Below are 24,072 nucleotides of genomic sequence, written 5' to 3'. Positions count from 1 at the left end.
AAGCCTTAGCCATAGCGTCCGGTGATGTAATCCTGGGTCCGCTGCTCGATCGGGTTTGTGAATATGTCAGAAGTGCGCCCATATTCCACCATCTTTCCCAGATGGAAGAACGCCGTTCTCTGGCTGACACGTGCAGCCTGCTGCATCGAGTGGGTAACGATCACGATAGCATAACGGCCATTCAGTTCATCGATCAATTCCTCGATCTTGGCCGTGGCGATCGGATCGAGGGCAGAGCAGGGCTCGTCCATCAGGATGACTTCGGGATCGACGGCAATAGCGCGCGCGATACACAGGCGCTGCTGCTGACCGCCTGAGAGTGCAGTGCCGCTGTCCTGTAGCCGATCCTTGACCTCTTCCCACAGACCCGCACGGCGCAGCGACTTTTCGACCACTGCATCGAGTTCGTCTTTGCCCTCCGCAAATCCGTGAATCTTGGGGCCGTAGGCTACGTTCTCATAGATCGTCTTCGGAAACGGGTTGGGCTTTTGAAAAACCATACCCACGCGGGCCCGCAGCTGCACCACGTCGAGGCGGGGCGAATATATGTCCTCGTCATCAAGAGTGATCTCGCCTTCTACCCGCGCCGAGGGGATCGTGTCGTTCATTCTGTTGAGAGTGCGCAGGAATGTTGATTTTCCACAGCCGGACGGGCCAATAAAGGCGGTCACGTAACGAGTGGGGATATCAATCGAAACATTATCGATCGCCTTCTTGTCTCCGTAGAATACGGACACGTCCCGCGCACTCATCTTGGCGTCGGTGTTCTCAAGGTTTTCGTGAACTACAGTCACCATTTTTTCTCGAATTTGTTGCGCAGGTAGATTGCGAGGCCGTTCATCACGAGGAGGAACACCAAGAGGACGATGATAGCAGCACTCGTGCGCTCCACGAAACCGCGGTCGATCTCGTCCGACCAGAGGAAAATCTGCATCGGCAGGACAGTGGCAGGCGATGTGAAGCTATCGGGCGGGGAGGCTACGAAAGCACGCATCCCGATCATCAGCAAAGGCGCGGTTTCACCAAGCGCCCGGGCCATGCCGATGATCGTGCCGGTCAGGATACCGGGCAGGGCCAGCGGCAAGACATGGTGGAACACCACCTGCACGGGGCTCGCGCCGACGGCAAGTGCGCCGTCGCGGATACTCGGCGGGACTGCCTTGATGGCGTTGCGGCCGGCAATGACGATTACCGGCATGGTCATCAGGGCAAGAGTCATACCGCCGATCAGCGGGGCCGAGCGAAGGTTCGGAAAGATCGTGAGAAACACCGCCAGGCCAAGCAGACCGAAAATGATCGAAGGAACTGCCGCCAGATTGTTGATCGAAAGCTCGATCAGGTCCGTCCATCTGTTCTTCGGCGCATATTCTTCCAGATAAAGGGCGGCGAGGACCCCGATCGGGAAAGCCAGCGCGAGCGTCACGATCATGGTGAGGATTGAACCCTTAAGTGCGCCCCAGATGCCGACTTGCTGCGGATTGGTGGCGTCGGCGCGGCTGAAAAAACCTACGTCGAAATTCTTCTCAAGCTTGCCTTCTGCGGCAAGACTGTCGGCGAGAGCTTGCATCTCCGGCGAGCCTTCACCCTCGTAACCCGAGGCAAGGTTGGCACTGGCGGGGAGCCAGAAGGTTTCCTGCCGTTCGACAATGCCCGGATCGGCCGCAATCGCAGCCGCCACATCGCGCCAGGCCTGCCCTCCGATTTGGGCAGCGCCCTCTTCGCCAAGCGCCTGGTCGGCGAAATATTCCACGACCTGCGGCAGACCCTGGGCCTCGAGCGACTGTGTCGCTTCCGATGTACCCATAACAGCGGGATCGGCGGAGATTCCGGCTTGGGTGAAGTCGATCGGCACCGATACTTCGGCGCGCTGTAAGCCGCCAATTCCGTTTATCGTCATCGTTCCGAGAAGATAGACGAGCACCGCGATCGAGAAGACGATGGCCGCAAGGCCGATGGACCTGAAGCGCTTTTCGGCGGCGTACCGCTTTTTCAGCCGCGCTTCGAATACGGGCGTACGCGTGGGGGCGATCTGCTCACTCATAAGCTTCGCGGAACCTCTTTACGACGCGCAAGGCGATGAAATTCAGCCCGAGGGTGACGAGAAAGAGCACGAATCCCAGCGCGAATGCGCTCAGCGTCGCCGGGTGGTCGAAGCTGCCTTCGCCCGTCAGCATGGCAACGATTTGAACCGTCACCGTGGTCATGGAGTCGAGCGGGTTGGCGCTAAGGTTCGCTGCCGTCGAGGCCGCCATGACGACGATCATGGTTTCCCCGATTGCGCGGCTGATCGCCAGCATCACGCCGGCGACGATACCAGGCAATGCAGCGGGTACGAGCACGCGGCGGATGGTTTCGTTGGTGGTGGCGCCCATGGCCAGACTGCCATCGCGCATCGTCTGTGGGACGGCAGCAATGCTATCGTCAGCCATCGAACTGACAAAAGGAATAATCATCACACCCATGACTAGACCTGCCGCAAGCGCGCTTTCGCTCGAAGCGCTCGAAGCGCCGAGCGAGATGGCAAAATCGCGAATGGCGGGGGCAATGGTCAGGGCTGCAAAATAGCCATAGACCACCGTCGGTACGCCGGCGAGGATTTCCAGCGCCGGTTTCACCCACGCGCGGACTGCAGGTTTGGCGTATTGGGTAAGATATATCGCGCTCATGAGCCCGAGCGGAATGGCCACGATCATGGCTATGATCGCTCCAATGAACAAAGTGCCCCAGAACAGCGGAATTGCACCATAGCGGCTCGGATCCGGATTATCTGCACTGGACATGGGGTCGGGTCCCCAATGGAGCCCGAAGAGGAAATCGATCGGGTTTACCATGCCGAAGAAGCGAATGGTTTCGAATACGAGACTGACGAAAATTCCCAGCGTGGTCAGGATGGCGACCAGCGATGCTCCGAGCAGAATCGCCATAACGATCTTCTCCACGCGGTTGCGGGCGGCGAAATCGGGTTTGAGGCGGAGGAAAGCGTAGACACCGCCAAGAAAAGCGATCGCCAGCGTGACGATGACGCCGATCCAGTTGTAGCGGCTTATCGCCTCCCGATAGGGCTCCACGAATTCGCGCGCGAGTGGATTGAAGACGCCCTGAGCTGCGCCGGTTGCGACGGCACGCGCTTCATTGAGGATGGTCTGGCGCTGGAAGCCGAAAGCGGGGAGCTGGTCTGCTGCTGGCGCGGCAAGAACCGATTGGGTGATCAGACCCGGTGCGATCGCGCTCCAGATTGCGACGAAAATCAGTACGGGCAGGATTATCCAGAGCGCCACATACCAAGCGTGATAGCTGGGAAGGCTGGCCAGCCGCCCGTCGGGGCTGGCACGCCGGAACGACCATGCGCGTGCACGAGCCGCCAACCATCCGGCGAGCCCGAGCCCAAGGGCCAGGAGGAGCAGGAGGGTCAGCGACATCGTGCTTACATACAGCCTTTAGTTGAGTTCCGCGCCGTCGAGGGTGTCGAAGTTCGTGGCAGCCGACATTGATCGGGCCATCACGTCTTCGGGATTTGCGACGAGGCCGATTTGTGCGAGCTGACCGTCCCGGCCCCACATTGTCGTCCATTGGGCGAGAAATTCCTCGAGGCCCTGGATGGCATCGAGGTGCGCCTTCTTTACGTAGATATAAAGCGGGCGCGCCCCCGGATATTCGAAGTTTGCGATATTTTCGTAGGTCGGGGCAACACCGTTCATGTTGAGGCCCTGCACTTTGTCGGCGTTTTCCTCAAGGTAGGAGTAGCCGAAAATCCCCACGGCATTGGGATTACCTTCGATCTTCTGGACAATCAGATTGTCCTGCTCGCCCTGATCGACGTATTTTCCATCGCTGCGAACTTCGGTGCACAGCTGTGCATGGCGATCTTCGTCGCTTTCCTTGAGTGCTTCCATTTCGGGGTTCGTATCGCAACCAATCTCGAGGATGAGTTCCTTGAGCGCGTCACGCGTACCGGAAGTGCTCGGCGGACCGTAAACGAGGATTTCCACATTCGGGAGCGAGGGATCGACGTCGGACCAGGTCTGGTTGGTTTGTTCACCGCCATAAGGCGAAGCAGCCAGCGCCTCGTAGACCATTTTCGGCGTCAGGTTCATCTGAATGCCGCCCTGCGCCGAAGCCAGGGCAATACCGTCGAGTCCAACCTGGATTTCGATGATGTCGGTTACGCCATTCTGCTGGCAGCTCTCGAACTCGGCTGGCTTCATCCGGCGCGATGCATTGGCGATGTCCGGTGTGGCCGCGCCGATACCCTGGCAGAACAACTTGATGCCGCCGCCGGTACCCGTCGATTCGATGATCGGCGACTTGAACTCAGGGTTCGAGCGGGTGAAGGTTTCCGAAACCGCTTTGGCAAAAGGATAGACGGTTGAAGAACCGACTGCCTTGATCTGGTCACGCGAAGCGCCGCCGCCAGCGCTATTGCCGCCGCATGCTGCAAGCGCCAGGGCCGAAGCCGCGACAAAAGCGAATTTGATGGTCTTGGTCATTGGTTGGTACCCCTTAGATGTCCACTAGCCGCGCAGAAGCGCGAAATTGTTACGTGTTGACGACAAGAGTGTGACTTTCGTTTCGTGGCACCGCGAATCCGCAGTGCCCTTAGCGACATTGCAGTTAGAAATCGACCTGCGCGCGCACGCCAACGACATCGACACCATAATTCGTGTCGCCCTCCGCAGTTGGCAGTACAGCATCCTCGTAGTCCATCCGGCCATAGTTCAGACTGAAAAGAGTGTAGTCGGTTGGCTTCCAAACCAAAGATGCCTGGTAACCGTTCTGCACACCTCCGATTATTCCTGCATCGCTGAGATCGAGGTGGTCGTAACGAAGGTTTACCTGCAGCGAACCCAAGCCGCCTTCGCCAACCGGGTTGACCGGTTTGGTGCGATCGAACTTTCCGCCTTTGTAACCTCGTGTATCGCCATTGGTCAGGAAATAGCCCACTTCGGCATAGCCACCGAAGAATGTCGGGTTGGCCGCAATCGGCATATCCACATTCTGCCAGAAGCCTTCGGCAGCGGCATGGAAAGGTCCGCTGATCGCAGCGGCTTCCATGCCCAAGCCAAATTCGCTTTCTGCACCAAGATCGCCGGAGTCGACGAACCGGGTGGAGGCGAAGTGCACCAGCGGACGCTGGCGATAGCGGGCACTTGCGTCGTCTTCACCGAATTTATTGTAATGAAGCGATCCGCCGAAATGGAGTTGAGCCTCGCCCATTTCCGGCATGAGCACCAACCTGCCGTCGATGCTGCGATTGTCTGTGCCCGTATCGTCGAAATTGTCCGTGAAGACACCAGCCTGTGCACGGACGATCCCCGACTCATAGCTGCCCGAAATACCGATGCGCCGCTCGAAGCCGAAGGCATCGGTAAAAGCCGCGCGTTCGATGAAACTCGTATGGAGCGAGCTGGTCAGTTCTTCGAGCGACTGGAAATTGTTGTGATGACCGACGATCACTTCAAGCGGTCCATCAGCATAGGAAAGGTAAGCATCGGCCGCCTCGACTTCATTCCCGGCAAAGTCGAGTTCGAACTTGTATCCAAAGCCGCCGGGAATGTCGCCCGAAGCGCCGAGGCGGGCGCGGCGGACCTCATTACCGAAGCCATCGTCGGCGCCGGTCGTTTCGGGTGCGCTTATCGTACCTGCGTCGAACATCAGCCGACCGCGAGGCTTAAAACTCCAGCCGTCGGAATCAGTGAGTTCCCCTGGCGGCGCGGGGTCGGCAGTAGGCGCGGCGCTTTGCGCATTGGCGGCGATCACAGCGCCATTTGCGGCTTTGGTTTCCGCGAGCTCGTTTTCGAGCTGATCGATGCGAGTAACCAGTGTGCGCAGTTGCGAGCGCATGGTCGCCAGCTCTTCCTCGGTGGATGCGTGGGTATCCTGAGCAAAGACCGGAGTGGCGACGGTGCAACTCAATGCCGTCGCGACGACTGAAAGCCGGAAAGCGGTATTCATGTTACGAATCTCTTACAAGGTTACGATCCGGCGTCGCATCTATGACCGCTCTATTACGTCTTTATGACACAACCCGTGCGGCATCGTGGCGGCTGAAAGCGCCCCGGACGCAGCCATGCATATCCTCGATCTTGCCGACTCAAAGATCCAGCGGAAGAGTGACCTTGACCCGCGTACCCTCCCCAAGAGTACTTTCGACCGCGAGCTTGCCGCGGTGGCGCTCGACGATGTGCTTCACGATGGCGAGTCCGAGACCCGTACCTCCGGATGCGCGGCTCCGGCCGGGATCAGTTCGATAAAAGCGACGCGTCAGGTGGGGCAGGTGCTCGGGGGCGATCCCGTCGCCGCGATCCTGGACAGATAGCACCACGCGCTTGTCGCCCTGCGGCTGGAGGCGGATGGTCACAAGTTTGTCCTCGTCACCATATTTGAGTCCGTTGTCGACGAGGTTGCGCACGAGCTGCTCTAACTGCTGTTCATCACCGCAAACGCGGAAGTCGCCATGAGCCTCGATGTCGAGCCTTTCGGCGCGATCGCCGGCGGCATCGCGTGCTGCACGTTCCACCAGCCTGCCGAAATCGATGGTATCGCTTGGCAGGTCGTGCTTTTCCGCCTCGATACGAGAGAGCGACATGAGGTCGCTGACAAGATCCTGCAGGCGGCGCCCTTCGCGCTGGATGGTGGCCAGGAACTTGTCGCCGATCTTCGGATCGAAATTTTCAACATCCTCGCGCAGCGTTTCGACATAGCCGAGGATCGAGGCGAGCGGTGTGCGCAACTCGTGGCTGGCATTGGCCACGAAATCGGTGTGCGCGCGGCTGATGTCCGCCTCCGCCGTCTTGTTCACGAACTCGACAATGGAAAGCCCGCCATCCAGGTTTTTCCTGTTGATCCGCCAGATGTCCTTTCGCCGGGCGAGCCCGCGGACCACTGCTGCTCCGTCTTCGCCGCTTTCGAGCAGGCTGACAGCTTCGGGCTGGCGGAGCGCCATGCGCACGTCCTGTCCGAGAATATGTGAACCCAGAAGGCGCCGCGAGGCGAGGTTGGCGATGATCACGCGGCCAGCCTCCGTTACGATCACAGGGGTCTCGGAATGCTCGACGAGATCGCCCATCATGTCGCGCGAAATACCGCCATTACCATTTGCTGGCGCAGGCGGGGGCGGGGTCGAACCGACAAGCCAGAGTGAACCCGCCCAGACGAGCAGCATGAGGAGGATCGGTAGTGGTGGAAGGCCAAGCGCAATGAGGCCAACTGCCGTTGCGAGAGCCAGCGCAAAACCGGACCAGGGAAAGGGGCTTTCGCTCATAGCGTGCTCGCGCTTAGCGAGGCCGGGCCCGGCGCGCTAGTGCGACTGTCGATTTGTCATCAAGGAGATGGTGACCCCTACGGGAATCGAACCCGTGTTTCAGCCGTGAAAGGGCCGCGTCCTAACCGCTAGACGAAGGGGCCACAGGCGTGGCACTTGGTGCAGATTGCAGATGCAATAACGCCACCGATGGTGACCCCTACGGGAATCGAACCCGTGTTTCAGCCGTGAAAGGGCCGCGTCCTAACCGCTAGACGAAGGGGCCAGTCCCGTTACCGGGTCGGTGGCGTGGCGGCGCACTTAGGCGGGAGGGAAAAAACCGTCAACCCTCAATCGGGCGATTTGCGATCAATCGGCGAACGCCGCATCCTCCAAATGCAGTTCCGCCTGGGGGCGGCTTCCCCAGTCGTCGATCTTGACGCGGCCAGCCAGCCAAAGCCTCCGCCCGCGCGAGGCGTGGAGCAGTGCCTGGCCCATATCGCTCTCAGCTGCACGAAAGGCGATGCCCTTGAAGCTCTTGCCGTCGTCACCGCTGGCGATCAGGCGAACATGGTCCGTTCCGACAATGTCGCACTTGACCAGTCTAACCGGACCGACTGCCACGCGGGGTCCCGGCCATCCGACGCCATAGGGGCCGCCGCCGTCCAGCGCCTCCACGAGTTCCGGTGTTAGTCCGCCGGGGGCAACGGCAAGGTCGAGCAGCATTTCGCTATTCTCGCCCGCACGCGAAACTGCCGCCTCGAGATGGTCGTTGATCCAGTCGGCAAAGGCATCGAGCTTGTCTTCCAGAACAGTCAGTCCGGCTGCCATGGCGTGACCTCCGCCCTTGGCGAGCAGACCTTCTTCGCGTGCCCTGATGATGGCCGCACCCAGATCCACGCCGGAAATCGAACGTCCCGATCCCTTGCCTTCCCCGGTTTCCCCGTCGAGCGCGATGACCAGCGAAGGTTTGCCGGTCTTTTCCTTGATCCGCCCCGCTACGATACCGATGACGCCCGGATGCCATCCGCGCGCGGCAACCACGTGCACGGCGCGATTGTGCTGTCCTGCAAGTTGCTCTTCTGCCGCCTGTTGCACCTCGGCCTCAATCGCGCGCCGCTCGTCATTGAGAGCCGAAAGCTGCGCGGCAATGCTTCGTGCTTCCTCCGGGTCCAAGGTGGTCAGCAAGCGGACGCCCAGCGTGGACTCTCCCACGCGGCCACCGGCATTGATGCGCGGTCCCAGCGCGAAACCAAGATCCGAACAGGCAGGCACGCGTTTAAGCCGGCTGGCGTCGATCAGCGCGGACATGCCGATATTGTCGCGCCGTGCCATGACCTTCAGCCCCTGCGCCACGAACGCCCGGTTCAGGCCATGGAGCGCTGCGACATCGGCCACAGTGCCCAGCGCCACGACATCGAGCAGGGCGAACAGATCCGGTTCCTTGCGATCCTCGAAAAAGCCTTGGGCGCGAAGTGTACGCACCAGTGCAATAGCGAGCAGGAAGGCTACGCCGACCGCCGCCAAATGGCCGTGCGCCGCCGCAAGGTCGTTCTCGTCCAGACGGTTAGGGTTCACCAGCGCGGCGGCGCGCGGCAGATCGGGAGAACATTTGTGATGATCGACCACGATCACATCGACGCCCGCATCGCTCGCCATGGCAAGAGCTTCATGCGCCATGGCCCCGCAGTCGACCGTCACGATCAGGCTCGAGCCGGCTTCGGCAAGCTTGACCAGCGCTTCTCCTGACGGCCCATATCCTTCTAGCAGACGGTCCGGTATGTAATAGCCAGCTTCGACGCCCAGATCACGCAGCAGGCGGATCAGCAGGGCGGAACTGGTTGCACCGTCAACGTCATAATCGCCGTAGATGGTAATGCGTTCGCCGCTCAGCACCGCCTGGGCGATGCGATCGGCGGCAATCTCCATATCCTTGAATTCGGACGGATCCGGCAGGAAATCCCTAAGAGTCGGCGAAAGGTGTCGTTGCAAGTCTTCCGCCGCGACCCCGCGCGCGAGCAGGATTTGCCGCACGATCGCCTCGCCATCGGCCAGATGACCCTGGCCGAGGTCCATGTTCCCTCCGCGCCAGCGCCACGCGCGGCCAGTGAGGGATTGCGAGACGCCGAAAACCTGGGGGAGGGCAGTGGAAGCCATGCGTGCCTCCTACCTTGAGAGCCCTGCGTGCAGCAAGCGCGCCCGCGTTGACAATCGACAGCTTGGGGGCGACTCCTAAGGTATGAACGACAGGTATCTGCTGATCGTCTGGCACAGCCGGACCGGAAGCTGCGAGGCGCTTGCCAAAGCTGCTTTCGAAGGTGGCAGCACTCGTGCCCGGATCATGCGGGCGAAGGAGGTCGAGCCGGACCATTTGCTCGAAGCGTCCGGATATCTCTTTGCCTGCCCGGAAAATCTCGCCACCATGAGCGGCGAGATGAAGGAAATGTTCGACCGATGTTACTATCCGGTCCTCGGCCAGATCGAAGGACGGCCTTACGCGACGATGATCGCGGCGGGTTCAGATGGCGAGGGGGCGCAAAAGCAGATCGACCGGATTGCCAAGGGATGGCGGCTCAAGCGTGTCGCAGAGAAGATGATCGTCGGCACGCATGCGCAAACCAAGGAAGAAATCCTCGCGCCGAAAACCATCGACGCCGAACATCTTTCAAAGGCTCGCGACCTTGGGCGTGGGCTCGGCGAAGGCATTGCCGAGGGTATCCTTTAGAAACGCTGGGGAGAAGTCTCTAGCTGGCAGTCCTCTCGGCGAGCGCCTGCTTGGCCGCGACATATTCGCTTTCAAGACGCGCCACCATGTCTTCGACGGGGCCGACCTTCTTCACCGTGCCGATACCTTGGCCGGAACCCCAGATATCCTTCCAGGCCTTGGCCTTGGTGTTGCCGCCGCTGCCGAAATTCATCTTGCTCGGGTCGCTCGTCGGCAGGTTTTCCGGGTCCAGCCCTGCATTCTCGATGCTGGAGCGCAAGTAATTGCCGTGAACGCCGGTGAACAGGTTCGAATAGACGATCCCGTCCGCGCTGCCCTCGACGATGCCCTGCTTGTACCCGTCGACCGCATTGGCTTCCTCGGTCGCGATCCAGGGCGAGCCGATATAGGCGAAGTCCGCCCCCAGCGCCTGAGCAGCCAGGATCGATCGACCGTGTCCGATCGAGCCCGAGAGAGCGATCAGTCCATCGAACCATTCGCGGATTTCCTGCATCAAGGCAAAGGGGCTCAGCGTCCCTGCGTGCCCGCCAGCACCCGCCGCCACGGGAATCAGGCCGTCCGCGCCCTTATCGATCGCCTTGTGAGCGAAGCGGTTGTTGATCACGTCGTGCATGGTGATGCCGCCCCAGTCGCGCACCGCATTGAAGATTTCTTCCCGCGCACCGAGCGAGGTGATGACCAGCGGGACCTGCCATTCGGCGCAGGTCGCCATGTCGGCCTCGATTCGGTCGTTCGAGCGGTGGACGATCTGGTTGACCGCGAAGGGCGCAGCCGGGCGGTCCGGATGATCGCGGTTATGCGCGGCCAGTTCTTCGGTAATCCGGTGAAGCCATTCGTCGAGCTCGCTCTGCGGGCGCGCATTCAACGCCGGAAAGCTGCCGACGATGCCTGCCTTGCACTGGGCGATGACCAGTTCCGGCCCCGAAACGATGAACAGCGGCGAGCCGATCACGGGGATGCGCAGCTTGTCGAAGGGGGCGGGCAGGGTCATGGTGTGGCGGCTCCTCAAGTGATGTCGAGGCAGGGCGTATGGCGCTCGGCGGGCCTTGTCGAGAGTGACGTTACGTAAACGTCAAGCGTTAGGCATGACGTGTTCGATCCCATAGATCCGCGCCGATGTTCCGGAGAACAGTGCGCGCTTTTCGTCAGCCGAGTGGTTGCGCGCCAGCCGCTTGAAGGCATTCCACAGGACATCGTAGCTCGCGCCCCAGCGGTCCACCGGATAGTTCGATTCGAACATGGCGCGATCCGCCCCGAAGGCCTCGATGCAGGTTTCGATATAGGGGCGCCACAGTGCGGCGAGGTGTTCGGAACCGTGCCCGCTCATCGGGCCATCTTCGGGCAGTCCGCAAAACGCCATGGCAAGGCCGCCAAGCTTGACCGAGACGTTGGGGCATTCTGAAAGAGCATGGATCGAATGCCGCCAACGGTCGAAGTTCTCGTGCAGTTTGCCCTTATAACACGCGATCCCGAGCGGGGTGCCGCAGTGATCGAGGACGATCGTCTGGTCCGGGAATGCCTTTGCAAGGTCGAGCACATCGCTCAGTTGCGGTTCGAGTAGCCAGGCATCGAATGTGAGGCCATATTCCGCGTAGGCGGCAAATCCTGCCCTGAAAGCATCGGAGGTATAAAGGCCTTCAGGCGCATGGAAAGGAGGTCCGAGGACTTCCGGATCGGCATCCCACGCGGCGGTGTGGCGAATGCCGCGGAAGCGGCCATGGCCCGCCGCCTGCAATGCCTCGATCACCGGCTTCACTGCATCGCCAAGCGTCAGGTCCGCATGTCCGACGATGCCCGCACAGGGGCGGTAGTTGCCATAAAGCCCGCTTGCGCCCTGCGCCGCTACCCCGCCCACGAATTCGACTTCGCCGACACTCTTCAGCGCATCCCCGCGGCTTGCATCATAGAATGCACCGCACTCCATGAAGACCGTTCCGACGATATTATGCCCGCCGTCCAGACCGCCGCGCGTGTCCTGCTGCAATTCGTCAAAAGTATAATAGGCCGCCCCTGCAATCGCCTCGATAAAGGGATGGCGCGGTTCGGGGAAAGCGGGGACCAGCAGGCGCAGGTCCCACAGGTGGTGATGCGGATCAATGATCGGCAGATCGGGATCGATGATATCTTCGGTCATATACGTTTCCTCTCATCCCGTTCCCGCATCCTGATACAGTAGGAACATGGTCGCGGATAAAAATCCATCGGATATGTGACGGGCTCGTATGCCTCGCTCTCGACGGTTGGATCTTCGGAAGGTGTATGAGCCCATTCGGCACCGGAGACCGGTTATTCGCTTTCCGGGGAGTGCCCACCTTGCGAAACCAGCAAACGTCGTACCTCGGCCTTGTCGACTCCCTCGATGTCGCTGTTCACCGAAACGAAGATTTTCCCGCGTTTGATCTCGCGTTCGTAAAGCGTTGCGGAGACCCCGTCGACATCATGGTCAGTCAGCATCTTGGCAATAGCGCCGCCGGTCGCACCTATGATGCTGCTCAAGGCTGCGACGGGGGCGATCGCTGAACTGGCCAGCGCACCTGCCACCGCTACCGGCCCAATCCCCGGTATCATCAGGATACCGACGCCCAGCATGGCACCGGCCACGCCCGCGCCGGTAATTGCACTAGCCACGCTTCCCGGGCTGTAGCCCCCGGCTGGCCGGTATTTCTCTTCCAGATATTCGCTTGCCCGCCACAGCATGGATATGGCCTCTTCGGGAACACCTTCCACGCTGAGGATGGTGACGGCACGATTGGCAGCCTCGGGATGGTCGAAGGCGGCAGTGACAAGGTGTTCGCGCTCGCGATTCAACTCGTCGCGCGCCTTAAGAAAGGCCTTGGAGAAACGATCACGTTCACGCTGATTCCGGAAGCTGGCCCGAAGGCCCGCAGAGTCGTGAAGCTTCTGGACGCTGGGTGTCTGAACCTTGGCGAAAAGCGTGCGCAGCAGCATTTCGACTGTTGTGCGCCGGAGTTTCTGATCGGTGCCCCGGTTTATCCACTCGAGTTCGCTTGGTCGGGGGTGCGCTTCGTCCAGATAATAGAGTGCAGGCAGTTCTTCTGCCTTCACCACGTAAGCGTGAGCAGTGCCCCCAACATTACCCATAAAGAGATGGTTAACTCAAAAGCAACAGATATCCAAAGAAGTTTTTGCCGCTGTTTCATCTTGGGAAACAGGTTGGGGCCAACGGTTTGAACTGAGCCAACCGTGAGTCGTCTCATTGATCCTTAGCCACCCTGGCCGAATTGGCGGCGCTGAGGACCGCGCGAACGCTTGCAGTGGCGACGTCTTCGTCGATGCCTACACCCCAGATGGTCTTGCCTTCCGGAGTACGGCATTCGAGATAGGCGGCAGCGCGGCTATCGCGACCAGTGCTGAGCGCGTGCTCGGTGTAATCGATGATTTCGAGACTGAGGCCGAAGGAATCCTCGATCGTGGAAAGCACAGATGAGATCAGACCGTTGCCGCGGCCAGAGACGGATTGCTCCTGCCCCTCGACCGCGATCGTGCCGGTAAACAGGCGCGAACCGTCGGTGGCGCGGCGTTCTTCGTAATCTATCAGCTGGAAGTGTCGGGGCTGTGTCTGAACGTTGTAGGCCGTCTTGAAGGCCTCCCAGATATCCGCAGCATTGAGTTCGCGGCCCAGTTCGTCGGCCATGCGCTGGACGTGTGGGCTGAAATCCGCCTGCATCTTCTTGGGCAGTTTGAGGCCCTGGTTCTGTTCGAGCACCCATGCGAAGCCGCCCTTGCCGGACTGCGAATTCACGCGGATCACAGCCTCGTAGCTACGGCCGAGATCTGCCGGGTCGATCGGCAGGTACGGTACACGCCAGTGCGGGTCGTTCTGGCTCTCCAGCGCGGAGAAACCCTTCTTGATCGCATCCTGATGACTGCCGGAGAAGGCGGTGTAGACCAGTTCTCCGCCATAGGGGTGGCGCTGGTGGACGGGCAGTTCGTTGCAGTATTCCACCGTCTCGATAACCCGGTCGATGTCCGAGAAGTCGATCTTCGGATCGATGCCTTGCGTGTACATATTGAGTGCCATGGTCACGAGGCAGCAATTGCCGGTGCGCTCACCATTTCCGAACAGACACCCCTCCACCCGGTCGGCACCGGCCATCAGTGCCAGTTCGGCTGCAGCCACGCCGGTCCCGCGATCGTTGTGCGTGTGCAGGCTGATGACCGCGCTTTCGCGATTGGGCAGATTACGGATGAAATATTCGACCTGGTCGGCGTAGATGTTCGGTGTCGCCGCTTCGACCGTGGCGGGCAGATTGAGGATGATCGGATGCTCGGGAGTGGGTGCGAGAACGTCCATCACCGCTTCACAAACCTCGAGACTGAAATCGAGTTCGGCGGTGGAGAACGTTTCCGGGCTATACTGGAAGTGCCAATCGGTACCGGGCTGCCGGGCTGCCTCGTCGCGCATGATCCTGGCGCCCTGGACGGCGATATCGCGCACTTGATCCTTGCTCATGCCGAATACGACCTCGCGCCACGCGGGGCTGACAGCGTTATAGAGATGGACAATCGCCGAACGCGCGCCGGTGAGGCTGGCAAAGCTGGTGCGGATCAGGTCCTCGCGGCTTTGCGTCAGCACCTGGACCATCACATCGTCGGGGATGCGATCCGATCGCACGAGGCCGGATATGAACTCGAACTCGGTCGCGCCCGCGCTGGGGAAGCCAACCTCTATTTCCTTCACGCCGATTTCGACCAGCAGGTCGAAGAAACGGTTCTTCTTGTGCGCGTCCATCGGATGGACAATCGCCTGATTCCCGTCGCGAAGATCAGTGCTCAGCCAACGGGGCGGGGCTGTGATGGTACGTGTGGGCCATTGCCGGTCGGTCAGCGGAACCTGCGGGAATGGCGAGTATTTGACGCTCGGATCGCGGAGCATGGTCATTTCGGGGGTACTCGCATCGGATGGCTGCTACGGGTTCGACGGCCCTTGGGTGCGCGGCGCACCCTTATGGCACGCACATGTCACGCCCAAGGGCGGCTAAGTCGTAGAAGTAGTCCGATACGGTTCATGCCATGGTGCATTGCGTAATATTGCCGCCAGTTCAAGCTGCAGTTTGCGAAATCATCGCTTTCTCAGCCTGTCGCGGTTCAATTGTTGCACGCTGGTCACTCCCATCAAGCGCATACCGCGCTCGATCTCCTCCTTGAGAATAAGCAGCGCCCGCTCGACGCCCTCCTGTCCGGCTGCGGCTAGAGCATAGAGATAGAGGCGCCCGCCCGAGGATGCCGTCGCACCTTGGCAAAGGCTTTTCAGGGCGTGCGTGCCGCGGCGTATGCCGCCGTCCAGGATGATTTCGATCTCGCCGCCGACTTCGTCGACGATTTCTGCAAGCTGGTCGAACGGGGCGCGGCTGCCATCGAGCTGGCGCCCGCCATGGTTGGAAATCCATATCGCATCCGCGCCGATCTGGACTGCGCGGCGTGCATCGGCTGCGCTCATCACGCCTTTGAGCGCGAAAGTCCCGCCCCACTCGCGCCGTATGCTCGCGGCGGTGTTCCAGTCCATCGCTGTGTCGAGCATGGTGTTGAAATAATCTTGAATGCTCACGGCTTTGCCGGTCCCCTCACTGACGTATCCGTCGAGGTTGGGGAGGCGGAATTTCGGCCCGAGGATATAGTCCAGCGTCCAGCGAGGGCGGGTGGCATAACTCCAGAGGGAGGAGGGGGAAAAGCGCGGCGGAGTGGTGAATCCCGATCGCAGGCACCGTTCGCGCTTGCCGGAAACTATGGTGTCCACGGTAAGCACAAGGGCATCGAAACCGGCGGTCTTGCAGCGATCGATCATCGACGCGTTGAGCCCCTTGTCCTTATGAACATACAGCTGGAACAGCTTCGGCGCGTCGGTGAGAGCGGCGATTTCCTCGATCGAATGCGTCGCAAGGCTGGAGATGCCGAACCATACGCCGAATTTCTCTGCCGCCTTCGCAACCGCCCGCTCTCCATCACGGTGGAAGGCGCGTTGCAATGCGGTGGGGCTGAGGACCAGCGGCAATTCGCTGCGGCGGCCCATGATCGTGCAACTCGTGTCGATGTTTTCGACACCCGCCAGTACGTCGGGCACGAGGTCGACATCGTCGAAAGCAGACGTGTTTCTGGCCTTCGTTATCTCGTCATCCGCTCCGCCTTTGATATAGTCGAACACCGGCCAGGGCAGGCGCGCCTTGGCGAGGCGGCGGAAATCGTCGATGTTATGACAGTCGGAAAGCTTCACTCCGGTTTCGTGACGTAACCCTCGCGGGCTTGCAAGTCATCGAAGCTGTATGTGAGCGCAATCCTTTCTTCCTGCACACCGTCATAGCGGGGATCCTGCTTCAGGCAGCCTTCGCCGCACAGCTGCGTTACCGCTTCATCTTTCCATCCGACATGCCAGATGCGACCGCCAGGAGTAGCGATGAAACCGTCTATGCGCGCATCGATGTCGTTGGCCAGATCGCCTACCGACGGCATTTCGGAATCGAAATCGGCGTCATAGCCCCCGTGCGTGTGGAAGCTGGCGACGACATGGTTGCCCAACGGGACGCCCCAGTCGAGGTCGCAGGTGGCGCGCTCCCCTTCGTAGATTTTCGAAGTCTGGAGATTGCCGCGATCGTCTTCGAAGATGACGCCGCAATATTCCTGGTTGTTGACGATCGATCTCTCTTGAAGGCCAGCCAGCGTTGAGCGGGCGTAACGGGAGAGTTCGTCGGTGCTGGCCACGCGCTCATAAGGTGGCGCTCGCTCGCGAGTAAGCTGGTTGAACAGGATAATCGTGAAGGCGAGAGCGCAGACAGCATAAAGGATTCTGGTCGTAGATGGCTCCCCCATGGGTTTATTCATGAGGGAGCATCAATCGCTTGTCGACTGGGAAAAGCGTCCGGAAATGATCGTCCGGTCTGTGTTCTTGGCGCGTTACTGGCGCTCGAAAGCAGCGCTGATTTCCAGATCGACCATGCTGCCAACCATGGGCGCGGCGTAGTTCACGCCCCAGTCCGTCCGATCGATGGTTGTTCGCGCTTGGAAGCCGACTGTTTGCGCTTCGCTCATCGGATTTTGCCCGGCACCGGTGAATTCGACCAGCATCGTGACGGGACCCGTGTTGCCGTTCATCGTCAACTGTCCCGAAGCGATGGCGGTCGTCTCGCTGGTCCGGCGGACCGAGGTCGAAACGAAACGCGCCGGTTCGGGATCTGCGCCGAAGAAATCTGGTTCTGCCCCATCGGTACCAGGACGCAGCAGGTGATCGCGCAAGCCTTCGCTCGGAACTGCAACGCTAGTGATCGGAACGGTGATGTCGAACTGCGTGGCCTCTATGTCGGCGGGGTCCAGCGTCATCGTGCCTTCGATGTCGCCGAACAGGCCAAAGTAGTCGTTGAAGCCGAAATGGCTGACCTGCCAGCTTACGAGGGTGTGCGCAGGATCGAGCGCATAATTGCCCGCCTCTACTCGGCTGACATCAATTGCGCCGGGAATTTGAGCCTGATCCTGTGCTGAGATGGAGGTGATCGCCAGCGTTCCACTGGCAACAAGGGCAAGGGCCAAAATCGACTTTTTCACGCGTAATCTCCCGTTGGTATCTGCCTGTCGAAAGCAATTAAGCCGCGGCCGTTCCTCAGGGTTCGGCGGAAATTGCGATGAGACTGACCAATTTTCCGATGCGCGGCATCAATTCCGCTCTTTGTCGACCAGCTTGTTGGCACCGATCCACGGCATCATCGCGCGTAGCTGGGCGCCGGTCTGTTCGATCGGATGCGCGGCCGCTGCCTTGCGGCTGGCTTTGAGTTCGGGCTGGCCCGCCTGGTTGTCGAGCACGAAATCCTTCACGAACCTGCCAGACTGGATGTCCTTGAGGACGCGCTTCATCTCGGCCTTGGTCTCGTCGGTTATGATGCGGGGGCCGGTCTTGATGTCGCCGTATTCGGCGGTGTTCGAGATCGAATAGCGCATGTTGGCGATGCCGCCTTCGTAGAGCAGGTCGACGATCAGCTTGGTTTCGTGGAGGCACTCGAAATAGGCCATTTCAGGCGCGTATCCGGCTTCGACCAGCGTCTCGAATCCGGCCTGGATGAGATGGGTTATCCCGCCGCACAGCACCGCCTGTTCGCCGAAGAGATCGGTTTCGCACTCTTCCTTGAAATCGGTCTCGATGATACCCGAACGGCCGCCGCCGACTGCGCTGGCGTAGGAAAGGGCAAGCTGCTTGGCGAAGCCGTTCCCGCCCGACTGGCTCGATTCCTGATGAACGGCGATGAGGCAGGGTACGCCCCCGCCTTTGATGTACTCGCCGCGCACCGTGTGGCCCGGTCCCTTGGGGGCGATCATGATAACATCGACATCGGCGGGCGGGTCGATCAGGCCAAAATGGATGTTGAGACCGTGCGCGAAGGCGAGGGCACTGCCCGGGCGTAGCTTGCCTGCGACTTCGTTCGCGTAGATCGCGGCCTGGTGCTCGTCGGGCGCAAGGATCATCAGCACCTCCGCCCATTCGGCGGCCTCGGCGACGGATTTCACGGTGAAGCCCGCGCCTTCGGCCTTCTTCGCCGTGGCCGAGCCTTCGCGCAGAGCGATGACGACCTCGCCGACCCCGCTGTCGCGCAGGTTCTGGGCATGGGCATGGCCTTGACTACCATAGCCGACGATGGCGACTTTCTTGTCCTTGATCAGTTGCTGGTCGCAATCGGCATCGTAATAGACTTGCATTGGATTCCTCGTTCTACTTTTGCGGCTGCTATTCGGCAGTCGGTCCGCGCATCATTCCCACGATCCCCGAGCGGCCAACTTCGACAAGGCCGAGTTCGCGCATCAGGGCGATGAAACTGTCCACCTTGTCGGGTGAGCCGGTCAGCTCGAACACGAAACTCTGGGTGGTGGTGTCGACGACATTGGCGCGGAACAACTCTGCAATGCGCAGCGCTTCGACGCGCGCGTCGCCTTTGCCCGCGACCTTGACCAAAGCCAGCTCGCGTTCGACATGCGCGCCGCTTTCGGTGAGGTCGATCACCCGATGTACCGGCACCAGCCTTTCCAGTTGGGCGCGGATCTGGTCGATCACCGGTTCCGGGCCCTTGGTGACAATGGTGATGCGGCTGATTGCGTGGTCTTCTGAAATGTCTGCGACGGTCAGGCTGTCGATGTTGTAGCCGCGTGCGGTGAAGAGGCCGGATATCTTCGCAAGGATACCCGCCTCGTTGTCGACGATCACGTTGAGAACGTGTCGTTCGCTGGCCTGTTCGGCAATTTTCACTGATCGCGATCCTGCCACACCGGTGCGAACATGCGGCCTTCGCCATCGTATTCCACGATGAACTGGCGGCCGCGGCGTACCGCTTCGAAATTGTCGGTCTGACGTGCAAGGTCGAGGCCCTCGTCTGTCAGCAGCCAGCTGCCATCACCCTGCTTTTGCGCGACGTCGATACCGAGAAAGCGCTGGCCGCTGTCCTCGATCCAATCGAGCAGTTGCTCGGCATCTTCGCGAGCGTACCAGCTGCGGCGTTGGGCCTTGGCGGCAAGCGCTTGGGGGAGTTCTTTCGAGATAACCATCACACGAGTGCCTTCGCTTCGTCGTCCATTGTACCGCCCACCTGGTCGCCGTAGAGCAGCATGTCGGTGTGTGCCGCACCGCTGGGGATCATCGGGAAGCAGTTCGCCTCCTTCGCCACCTGGCAATCGACCATCACAGGGCCGTCATGTGCGAGCATGGCCTCGATCCCAGCGTCCAGATCTCCTTCGTCCTCGATACGGATTCCCTTCCAGCCGTATGCTTCGGCCAGTTTCACGAAATCGGGCAGGCTATCCGAATAGGAGTTCGAATAGCGACTTTCATAGGTCAGTTCCTGCCACTGGCGGACCATGCCCATATATTCATTGTTGAGGATGAACACTTTCACCGGAAGGCGGAACTGGCTCGCGGTGCCCAGTTCCTGGATATTCATCTGGATGCTCGCCTCTCCGGCGATATCGATGACGAGACTGTCGGGATTGCCCAGCTGCGCGCCGATCGCGGCGGGCAGGCCATAGCCCATCGTGCCGAGCCCCCCGCTGGTGAGCCACTTGTTCGGCCCGAAGAAGCCAAAATACTGGGCCGCCCACATCTGGTGCTGGCCAACCTCGGTCGTAATGATCGGATCGCGATCCTTCGTCAGCGCGAAAAGGCGTTCGATGCTCTTTTGCGGCATGATCTGCTTGGACTTTTCCGGATAGGCGAGACAATCGCGCGCCTTCCAGCCTAGGATGCGCGCCTTCCATTCAGACAAGTCGCGACCCTTGCGGCTGCCCCAGCCTTCCAGAAGCTGCTCGATCACATGGCCGCAATCGCCCACGATGCCGAGGTCGACAGGGACGATCTTGTTGATCTGCGCACGGTCGATGTCGATATGTATTTTCTTAGCTTCGGGCGCGAATGCGTCGAGGCGACCCGTCACCCGGTCGTCGAAACGCGAGCCGACGGCAATGATGAGGTCGGCTCGGTTCATCGCCATATTCGCTTCGTAAGTGCCATGCATGCCGAGCATGCCGAGCCAGTCGGGATGATCGGCAGGGAAAGCTCCGAGGCCCATAAGCGTGCTGGTTACAGGAGCGCCGGTCGCGCGCTGGAGCTTGCGGAGTGTCCCCGATGCCTGCGGGCCCGCATTGATCACGCCGCCGCCGGTGTAGAAAACAGGTCGCTCCGCCGCAGCGAGCATTTCCACCGCTTCGGCAATTTCATCCGCCGCGCCGACCATGCGCGGCTGGTAGCGATGTGATGGAAGCGGCGCCTCGTCTTGCTCGTTCCAGCCGGCAAGCGCGATCTGTACGTCCTTGGGAATGTCCACCACCACTGGGCCGGGGCGGCCGGTCGTGGCAATGCGAAAGGCTTCCTCGATCGTGGCCCGCAGACGCTCGGGGTCTTTCACGAGGTAATTGTGCTTGGAACAGTGGCGTGTGAGGCCGACCGTATCGGCCTCCTGGAAGGCATCGGTCCCTATCAGCGCAGTCGGCACTTGGCCGGTGATCACCACCATGGGGATTGAATCCATGTAGGCATCGGCAATACCGGTCACTGCATTGGTCGCGCCGGGGCCGGAGGTGACCAACACCACGCCGGGCTTCCCGGTCGAACGCGCATAGCCCTCCGCCGCATGCGCAGCGCCTGCCTCGTGGCGGACCAGGATGTGGCGGATGCCATCGTCGGCGAAGAGTTCGTCATAGATCGGCAGCACCGCGCCGCCAGGATAGCCGAAGACGAATTCGACACCCTGCCGCTTCAGGCATTCGATCAGTATGGCGGCGCCACTGCGCTCTTCCGACACGTATTCCTCCGTATTCAGTCGCAAATCGGCCCGGCGCTGGGGTCGTAGCGCCGGGCCGACTGGACCTTTCGTATGAGAAACGAAATACCTTGTGTCAACTTAATCGGCGCAACAATGAAACAAAAATATCGTATTGATCGATAGTTTTGTTATCATCGCGCGGCCAAGATTCCGGCGGCTGGTTCCTGAACCAAGTGTATTGCCTCTTCGCGTACCGGCGCGTGGCCGTCTGGCCAGCGACGATGGCTTCAGCACGCGATAGATCGCCTTGCAGCAGCCCTGCGATCTCGGGCACGCCGATCGCCCGCATCACGGGCAGCGTCGGATCGAGATTGCGTGCGATAAGGGCTTCCACCTCTTCGATTGCTCCATGTTCCAACATTGTCGCAAAACGCCTGTCGCACCGTTCGAAAAGCCATTCGCGCTCTGGGAGCAACATCATTGGAAAAAGCGCTATCTCGTCGCCGATCCCTCCGGCTTTATGCGCTTGCCAATCCATGAGCGTTCGGCCGGTCGAGCGCACAACTTCGAGCGCGCGCGCGGTCCGCGAGGCGTCGGCGGGTGCGAGCCGGTCCGCGGCTTCGGGATCCTCCACTTCCAGCGCACCCCGGGCCTCGGCTTGCGGCAGCGCGCGCACCTGTGCGCGTATCTCCGGGTCGATACCGGGTACCGGCGCGATGCCTTCCAGCAGTGTACGCATGTAGAGGCCGGTACCGCCGCACAGGATCGGCACCGCGTCATTCGAATGTGCTTCGGCTATCTCGCGCTTGGCTGCTGCGGCCCAGTCTGCTGCCGAGCAGGCTATTGCTCCATCCCATGCGCCGTAAAGCCGGTGCTCGATCCCGCGCTTCTCCTCCTCGCTTGGCCGGGCGGAGAGCACGCGCAGATCAGCGTAGACCTGTGCACTATCGGCATTGATCACCACGGCCTTCCGGCCCTGCGCCTCTATCCGTTGTCCCAATTTCACCGCCAAATCGCTCTTGCCGCTGGCGGTCGGCCCTGCGATGAGCGCGAGCGGTGGCAAATCAGGGGATTTATCAATGATCATCGCCCGGCTGATAGCAGAGGCGAACAGTCTGGAAACCCGCCTCGACGCGGCCAGCACGGCGTTCGAGCAGGCGGGGACGCCAGTCGCCATGGCGGGCATGCTGGATTTCTGTGGGGACGTCCTCCAGATTTCATTTCCGCATGGCGAGACGAGTCAAATAGTCGATACGCTGACCGAACATTTCGGCGAGGTCGACGTGCTGGTGGCAGACCACCAAATCGAAATTCCGCGGCTGTTCGTCTCCGACATGGATTCGACCATGATCGGGCAGGAGTGCATCGATGAACTGGCTGATTTCGCCGGGATCAAGGAAAAGGTCTCCGAAATTACCGAACGTGCCATGCGCGGAGAACTGGAATTCGAAAGCGCCCTGCGCGAACGTGTCGCCCTTCTCGAGGGGCTGGGCGAAAGGGCGATCGACAATTGCCTTGCCGAGCGGATCGCGCCGGTTCCGGGCGCCCGCATCCTCGTAGAAACGCTCAAGAGCAAGGGCTGCCGCACCGTGCTTGTGACGGGCGGCTTCCATCATTTTGCCGACCGGGTCGGGCAGCAACTCGGCTTCGAGCGCGTGGTTGGAAACCGGCTGGCCGTTTCGACAGGTGTGCTGACGGGAAAACTCGCTGGCCCAATCAGCGATGCTTCGACCAAGCTTACCACCTTGCAGGAAGAGCGCGCAAAGCTGGGCGACGGCGCGCGCGTTCTCGCGACAGGTGACGGCGCAAACGATATCCCGATGATGGAGGCAGCCGATTACGGCATCGCCTATCGCGGCAAACCGAAGGCACGCGATGCGGCGAACGGGCGCATCATTAGCGAGGATCTGAGCGTAGTACTCAAACTGCTTGGAATTCCGCGGGAAGAATGGGTGACGGGATAGTCGGTTTTCTTTTGGAACCGGAAATGATATATTGACATCCTTGTCAGTAGAGCCGCCAAATGAACACTCAGAACTCCCCTCCTGCCGATATCGAGCGTGCGAGCGACGGAACAATGCTGCGCGATCCTCGCAGGCCCGAGCCCAAGTATTCCTTGCCCAAGGCCTATGGTCATTTCCGTGACCTGCTGAAGGACAAGGAAGAGACAAGTCACGTTTTCAAGATCTTCGAATCGCTGCCGTCGAAGACCTTCATTCCGCGCGTTCGCAAGCTGGCGTTGAGTGATCAGGGTGAAATGCTTCGGGCAACCGAGCCGACCCTGCCGCCCATCCTTGATGATCACGACGCTCTGCGCGACCTGCCTGAAGGCAGCGTCGCCCATGCCTACTGCGATTTCATGGAGAGCGAAGGCCTGTCAGCCGCCGGACTGGTCGCCGAAGCTGACAAGCTCGGCCGACCCAAATACGGCGATCTCGTGGAATGGTTCGCCAACCGGTCGCGCGATACGCACGATCTAATGCATGTGCTTACCGGTTACGGCCGCGATGGGCTGGGCGAACAATGCGTTTTGCTATTCACTCACGGCCAAAGTCCCAGCCATGGCCACCTGCTGATTGGATATGCTGGCGCCTTCAACATCAAGAAGCTGATCGACAGCCGCGCGCCAGTGTTCAAGGCCTGCCGTCAGGCGCACAAGACGGGCGTTGCCTGTCCGCCGCTTGTCGCCATGTCCATACGTGAATTGCTCGCGATGAATCTGGAGGAAGCGCGGGCAAAGCTGAACATTCCGGAGCCGCACTGGTACCGCGAATGTCATCGAATCTGGCGCGACGAGGGCATCGATCCCTACGATCTTCTCGCCCCCAAGAAAGAGGACGAGGCGCTCGCCGCATAAGTGC

General features: G+C 60.5%; 22 protein-coding genes and 2 tRNA genes. 3 read left to right on the top strand and 21 right to left on the bottom strand.

The annotated features are described in order from the left end of the window. Positions 1-5 precede the first annotated feature (5 nt). From pstB to recJ, 9 genes are all read right to left on the bottom strand, one after another. Positions 6-797, bottom strand: coding sequence for a phosphate ABC transporter ATP-binding protein PstB (pstB, locus tag GRI69_RS00825; protein ID WP_160726435.1), 792 nt, complete (start codon positions 795-797; stop codon positions 6-8). After that, positions 791-2,041 carry a phosphate ABC transporter permease PstA gene (gene pstA / locus GRI69_RS00820; RefSeq protein ID WP_160726434.1) on the bottom strand — a complete coding sequence of 417 codons (1,251 nt, stop codon included), beginning with the start codon at positions 2,039-2,041 and terminating at the stop codon, positions 791-793. The genes pstB and pstA overlap by 7 nt, the downstream gene beginning before the upstream one ends. Next, on the bottom strand, positions 2,034-3,419 hold the full coding sequence (pstC, locus tag GRI69_RS00815) for a phosphate ABC transporter permease subunit PstC (protein WP_160726433.1): 1,386 nt from the start codon (positions 3,417-3,419) through the stop codon (positions 2,034-2,036). The genes pstA and pstC overlap by 8 nt, the downstream gene beginning before the upstream one ends. Before the next feature lie 18 nt (positions 3,420-3,437). Beyond that, positions 3,438-4,487, bottom strand: coding sequence for a substrate-binding domain-containing protein (locus GRI69_RS00810; RefSeq protein ID WP_160726432.1), 1,050 nt, complete (start codon positions 4,485-4,487; stop codon positions 3,438-3,440). 124 nt (positions 4,488-4,611) lie between these two features. Beyond that, positions 4,612-5,952 carry an OprO/OprP family phosphate-selective porin gene (locus GRI69_RS00805; protein WP_160726431.1) on the bottom strand — a complete coding sequence of 447 codons (1,341 nt, stop codon included), beginning with the start codon at positions 5,950-5,952 and terminating at the stop codon, positions 4,612-4,614. Positions 5,953-6,091: 139 nt separating this feature from the next. After that, entirely contained in the window at positions 6,092-7,261 is a 1,170-nt protein-coding gene (locus GRI69_RS00800) for an ATP-binding protein (protein WP_160726430.1), read from the bottom strand. A 68-nt stretch (positions 7,262-7,329) separates the two neighbouring features. After that, a tRNA-Glu gene (locus GRI69_RS00795) sits at positions 7,330-7,404 on the bottom strand. Positions 7,405-7,451: 47 nt separating this feature from the next. Further along, positions 7,452-7,526: transfer RNA gene (locus GRI69_RS00790), tRNA-Glu, on the bottom strand. An 83-nt stretch (positions 7,527-7,609) separates the two neighbouring features. Continuing rightward, complete coding sequence (recJ, locus tag GRI69_RS00785) at positions 7,610-9,397, bottom strand: single-stranded-DNA-specific exonuclease RecJ (protein WP_160726429.1); 1,788 nt, start codon at positions 9,395-9,397, stop codon at positions 7,610-7,612. Positions 9,398-9,479: 82 nt separating this feature from the next. Between recJ and GRI69_RS00780 the strand changes: the two genes are divergently transcribed. Continuing rightward, positions 9,480-9,965, top strand: coding sequence for a flavodoxin family protein (locus tag GRI69_RS00780; protein WP_160726428.1), 486 nt, complete (start codon positions 9,480-9,482; stop codon positions 9,963-9,965). A 19-nt stretch (positions 9,966-9,984) separates the two neighbouring features. Here GRI69_RS00780 and GRI69_RS00775 read toward each other — a convergent pair whose 3' ends face one another. From GRI69_RS00775 to miaA, 12 genes are all read right to left on the bottom strand, one after another. Then, complete coding sequence (locus GRI69_RS00775; RefSeq protein WP_160726427.1) at positions 9,985-10,956, bottom strand: NAD(P)H-dependent flavin oxidoreductase; 972 nt, start codon at positions 10,954-10,956, stop codon at positions 9,985-9,987. 81 nt (positions 10,957-11,037) lie between these two features. Continuing rightward, on the bottom strand, positions 11,038-12,099 hold the full coding sequence (locus GRI69_RS00770) for an amidohydrolase family protein (RefSeq protein WP_160726426.1): 1,062 nt from the start codon (positions 12,097-12,099) through the stop codon (positions 11,038-11,040). A gap of 152 nt (positions 12,100-12,251) precedes the next feature. After that, on the bottom strand, positions 12,252-13,067 hold the full coding sequence (locus GRI69_RS00765) for a hypothetical protein (protein ID WP_160726425.1): 816 nt from the start codon (positions 13,065-13,067) through the stop codon (positions 12,252-12,254). Positions 13,068-13,179: 112 nt separating this feature from the next. After that, positions 13,180-14,868, bottom strand: a complete 1,689-nt coding sequence (gene leuA / locus GRI69_RS00760; RefSeq protein WP_160726424.1) for a 2-isopropylmalate synthase — start codon at positions 14,866-14,868, stop codon at positions 13,180-13,182. A 180-nt stretch (positions 14,869-15,048) separates the two neighbouring features. Then, entirely contained in the window at positions 15,049-16,197 is a 1,149-nt protein-coding gene (locus tag GRI69_RS00755; RefSeq protein WP_160726423.1) for an alpha-hydroxy-acid oxidizing protein, read from the bottom strand. After that, positions 16,194-16,802, bottom strand: coding sequence for a DUF4329 domain-containing protein (locus tag GRI69_RS00750; RefSeq protein WP_160726422.1), 609 nt, complete (start codon positions 16,800-16,802; stop codon positions 16,194-16,196). The genes GRI69_RS00755 and GRI69_RS00750 overlap by 4 nt, the downstream gene beginning before the upstream one ends. Positions 16,803-16,874: 72 nt before the next feature. After that, positions 16,875-17,519 (bottom strand): YceI family protein, encoded by a 645-nt coding sequence (locus GRI69_RS00745; RefSeq protein WP_160726421.1) that lies wholly within the window; start codon positions 17,517-17,519, stop codon positions 16,875-16,877. 108 nt (positions 17,520-17,627) lie between these two features. Further along, entirely contained in the window at positions 17,628-18,662 is a 1,035-nt protein-coding gene (gene ilvC, locus GRI69_RS00740) for a ketol-acid reductoisomerase (protein WP_160726420.1), read from the bottom strand. Positions 18,663-18,690: 28 nt separating this feature from the next. Continuing rightward, positions 18,691-19,206 carry an acetolactate synthase small subunit gene (ilvN, locus tag GRI69_RS00735; protein ID WP_160726419.1) on the bottom strand — a complete coding sequence of 172 codons (516 nt, stop codon included), beginning with the start codon at positions 19,204-19,206 and terminating at the stop codon, positions 18,691-18,693. Beyond that, positions 19,203-19,502 (bottom strand): hypothetical protein, encoded by a 300-nt coding sequence (locus GRI69_RS00730; protein WP_160726418.1) that lies wholly within the window; start codon positions 19,500-19,502, stop codon positions 19,203-19,205. The genes ilvN and GRI69_RS00730 overlap by 4 nt, the downstream gene beginning before the upstream one ends. Further along, the gene (gene ilvB, locus GRI69_RS00725; RefSeq protein WP_160726417.1) at positions 19,502-21,250 is read right to left on the bottom strand and encodes a biosynthetic-type acetolactate synthase large subunit; all 1,749 of its coding nucleotides are present in this window, start codon (positions 21,248-21,250) and stop codon (positions 19,502-19,504) included. Before ilvB ends, GRI69_RS00730 begins: the two co-directional genes overlap by 1 nt. A gap of 94 nt (positions 21,251-21,344) precedes the next feature. Next, on the bottom strand, positions 21,345-22,298 hold the full coding sequence (gene miaA / locus GRI69_RS00720) for a tRNA (adenosine(37)-N6)-dimethylallyltransferase MiaA (protein WP_160726416.1): 954 nt from the start codon (positions 22,296-22,298) through the stop codon (positions 21,345-21,347). On the opposite strand from miaA, the gene serB reads away from it, so the two are divergent. Both serB and GRI69_RS00710 read left to right on the top strand, forming a co-directional pair. After that, on the top strand, positions 22,291-23,175 hold the full coding sequence (gene serB, locus GRI69_RS00715) for a phosphoserine phosphatase SerB (protein ID WP_160726415.1): 885 nt from the start codon (positions 22,291-22,293) through the stop codon (positions 23,173-23,175). The two genes, miaA and serB, sit on opposite strands and share 8 nt — an antisense overlap. A gap of 59 nt (positions 23,176-23,234) precedes the next feature. Next, a complete protein-coding gene (locus tag GRI69_RS00710; protein ID WP_160726414.1) occupies positions 23,235-24,068 on the top strand; it encodes a Coq4 family protein in 834 nt (277 codons plus the stop codon). Positions 24,069-24,072 lie beyond the last annotated feature (4 nt).

Origin of the sequence: Qipengyuania vulgaris, assembly GCF_009827325.1 — a bacterium.
In the GTDB taxonomy this organism is placed as follows: Bacteria; Pseudomonadota; Alphaproteobacteria; order Sphingomonadales; family Sphingomonadaceae; genus Qipengyuania; species Qipengyuania vulgaris.
This window is presented reverse-complemented; position numbering and strand designations above follow the sequence as displayed.

Excerpts from the sequence above, each read along its gene's own strand:
- GRI69_RS00765 (WP_160726425.1), bottom strand. The coding sequence starts at position 13,067 with ATGGGTAATGTTGGGGGCACTGCTCACGCTTACGTGGTGAAGGCAGAA.
- miaA (WP_160726416.1), bottom strand. The coding sequence starts at position 22,298 with ATGATCATTGATAAATCCCCTGATTTGCCACCGCTCGCGCTCATCGCA.
- pstC (WP_160726433.1), bottom strand. The coding sequence starts at position 3,419 with ATGTCGCTGACCCTCCTGCTCCTCCTGGCCCTTGGGCTCGGGCTCGCC.
- serB (WP_160726415.1), top strand. The coding sequence starts at position 22,291 with ATGATCATCGCCCGGCTGATAGCAGAGGCGAACAGTCTGGAAACCCGC.
- GRI69_RS00710 (WP_160726414.1), top strand. The coding sequence starts at position 23,235 with ATGAACACTCAGAACTCCCCTCCTGCCGATATCGAGCGTGCGAGCGAC.
- GRI69_RS00780 (WP_160726428.1), top strand. The coding sequence starts at position 9,480 with ATGAACGACAGGTATCTGCTGATCGTCTGGCACAGCCGGACCGGAAGC.
- recJ (WP_160726429.1), bottom strand. The coding sequence starts at position 9,397 with ATGGCTTCCACTGCCCTCCCCCAGGTTTTCGGCGTCTCGCAATCCCTC.
- GRI69_RS00770 (WP_160726426.1), bottom strand. The coding sequence starts at position 12,099 with ATGACCGAAGATATCATCGATCCCGATCTGCCGATCATTGATCCGCAT.
- GRI69_RS00775 (WP_160726427.1), bottom strand. The coding sequence starts at position 10,956 with ATGACCCTGCCCGCCCCCTTCGACAAGCTGCGCATCCCCGTGATCGGC.
- leuA (WP_160726424.1), bottom strand. The coding sequence starts at position 14,868 with ATGACCATGCTCCGCGATCCGAGCGTCAAATACTCGCCATTCCCGCAG.
- pstA (WP_160726434.1), bottom strand. The coding sequence starts at position 2,041 with ATGAGTGAGCAGATCGCCCCCACGCGTACGCCCGTATTCGAAGCGCGG.
- GRI69_RS00750 (WP_160726422.1), bottom strand. The coding sequence starts at position 16,802 with ATGAATAAACCCATGGGGGAGCCATCTACGACCAGAATCCTTTATGCT.
- GRI69_RS00800 (WP_160726430.1), bottom strand. The coding sequence starts at position 7,261 with ATGAGCGAAAGCCCCTTTCCCTGGTCCGGTTTTGCGCTGGCTCTCGCA.
- GRI69_RS00810 (WP_160726432.1), bottom strand. The coding sequence starts at position 4,487 with ATGACCAAGACCATCAAATTCGCTTTTGTCGCGGCTTCGGCCCTGGCG.
- GRI69_RS00730 (WP_160726418.1), bottom strand. The coding sequence starts at position 19,502 with ATGGTTATCTCGAAAGAACTCCCCCAAGCGCTTGCCGCCAAGGCCCAA.
- pstB (WP_160726435.1), bottom strand. The coding sequence starts at position 797 with ATGGTGACTGTAGTTCACGAAAACCTTGAGAACACCGACGCCAAGATG.
- ilvC (WP_160726420.1), bottom strand. The coding sequence starts at position 18,662 with ATGCAAGTCTATTACGATGCCGATTGCGACCAGCAACTGATCAAGGAC.
- GRI69_RS00805 (WP_160726431.1), bottom strand. The coding sequence starts at position 5,952 with ATGAATACCGCTTTCCGGCTTTCAGTCGTCGCGACGGCATTGAGTTGC.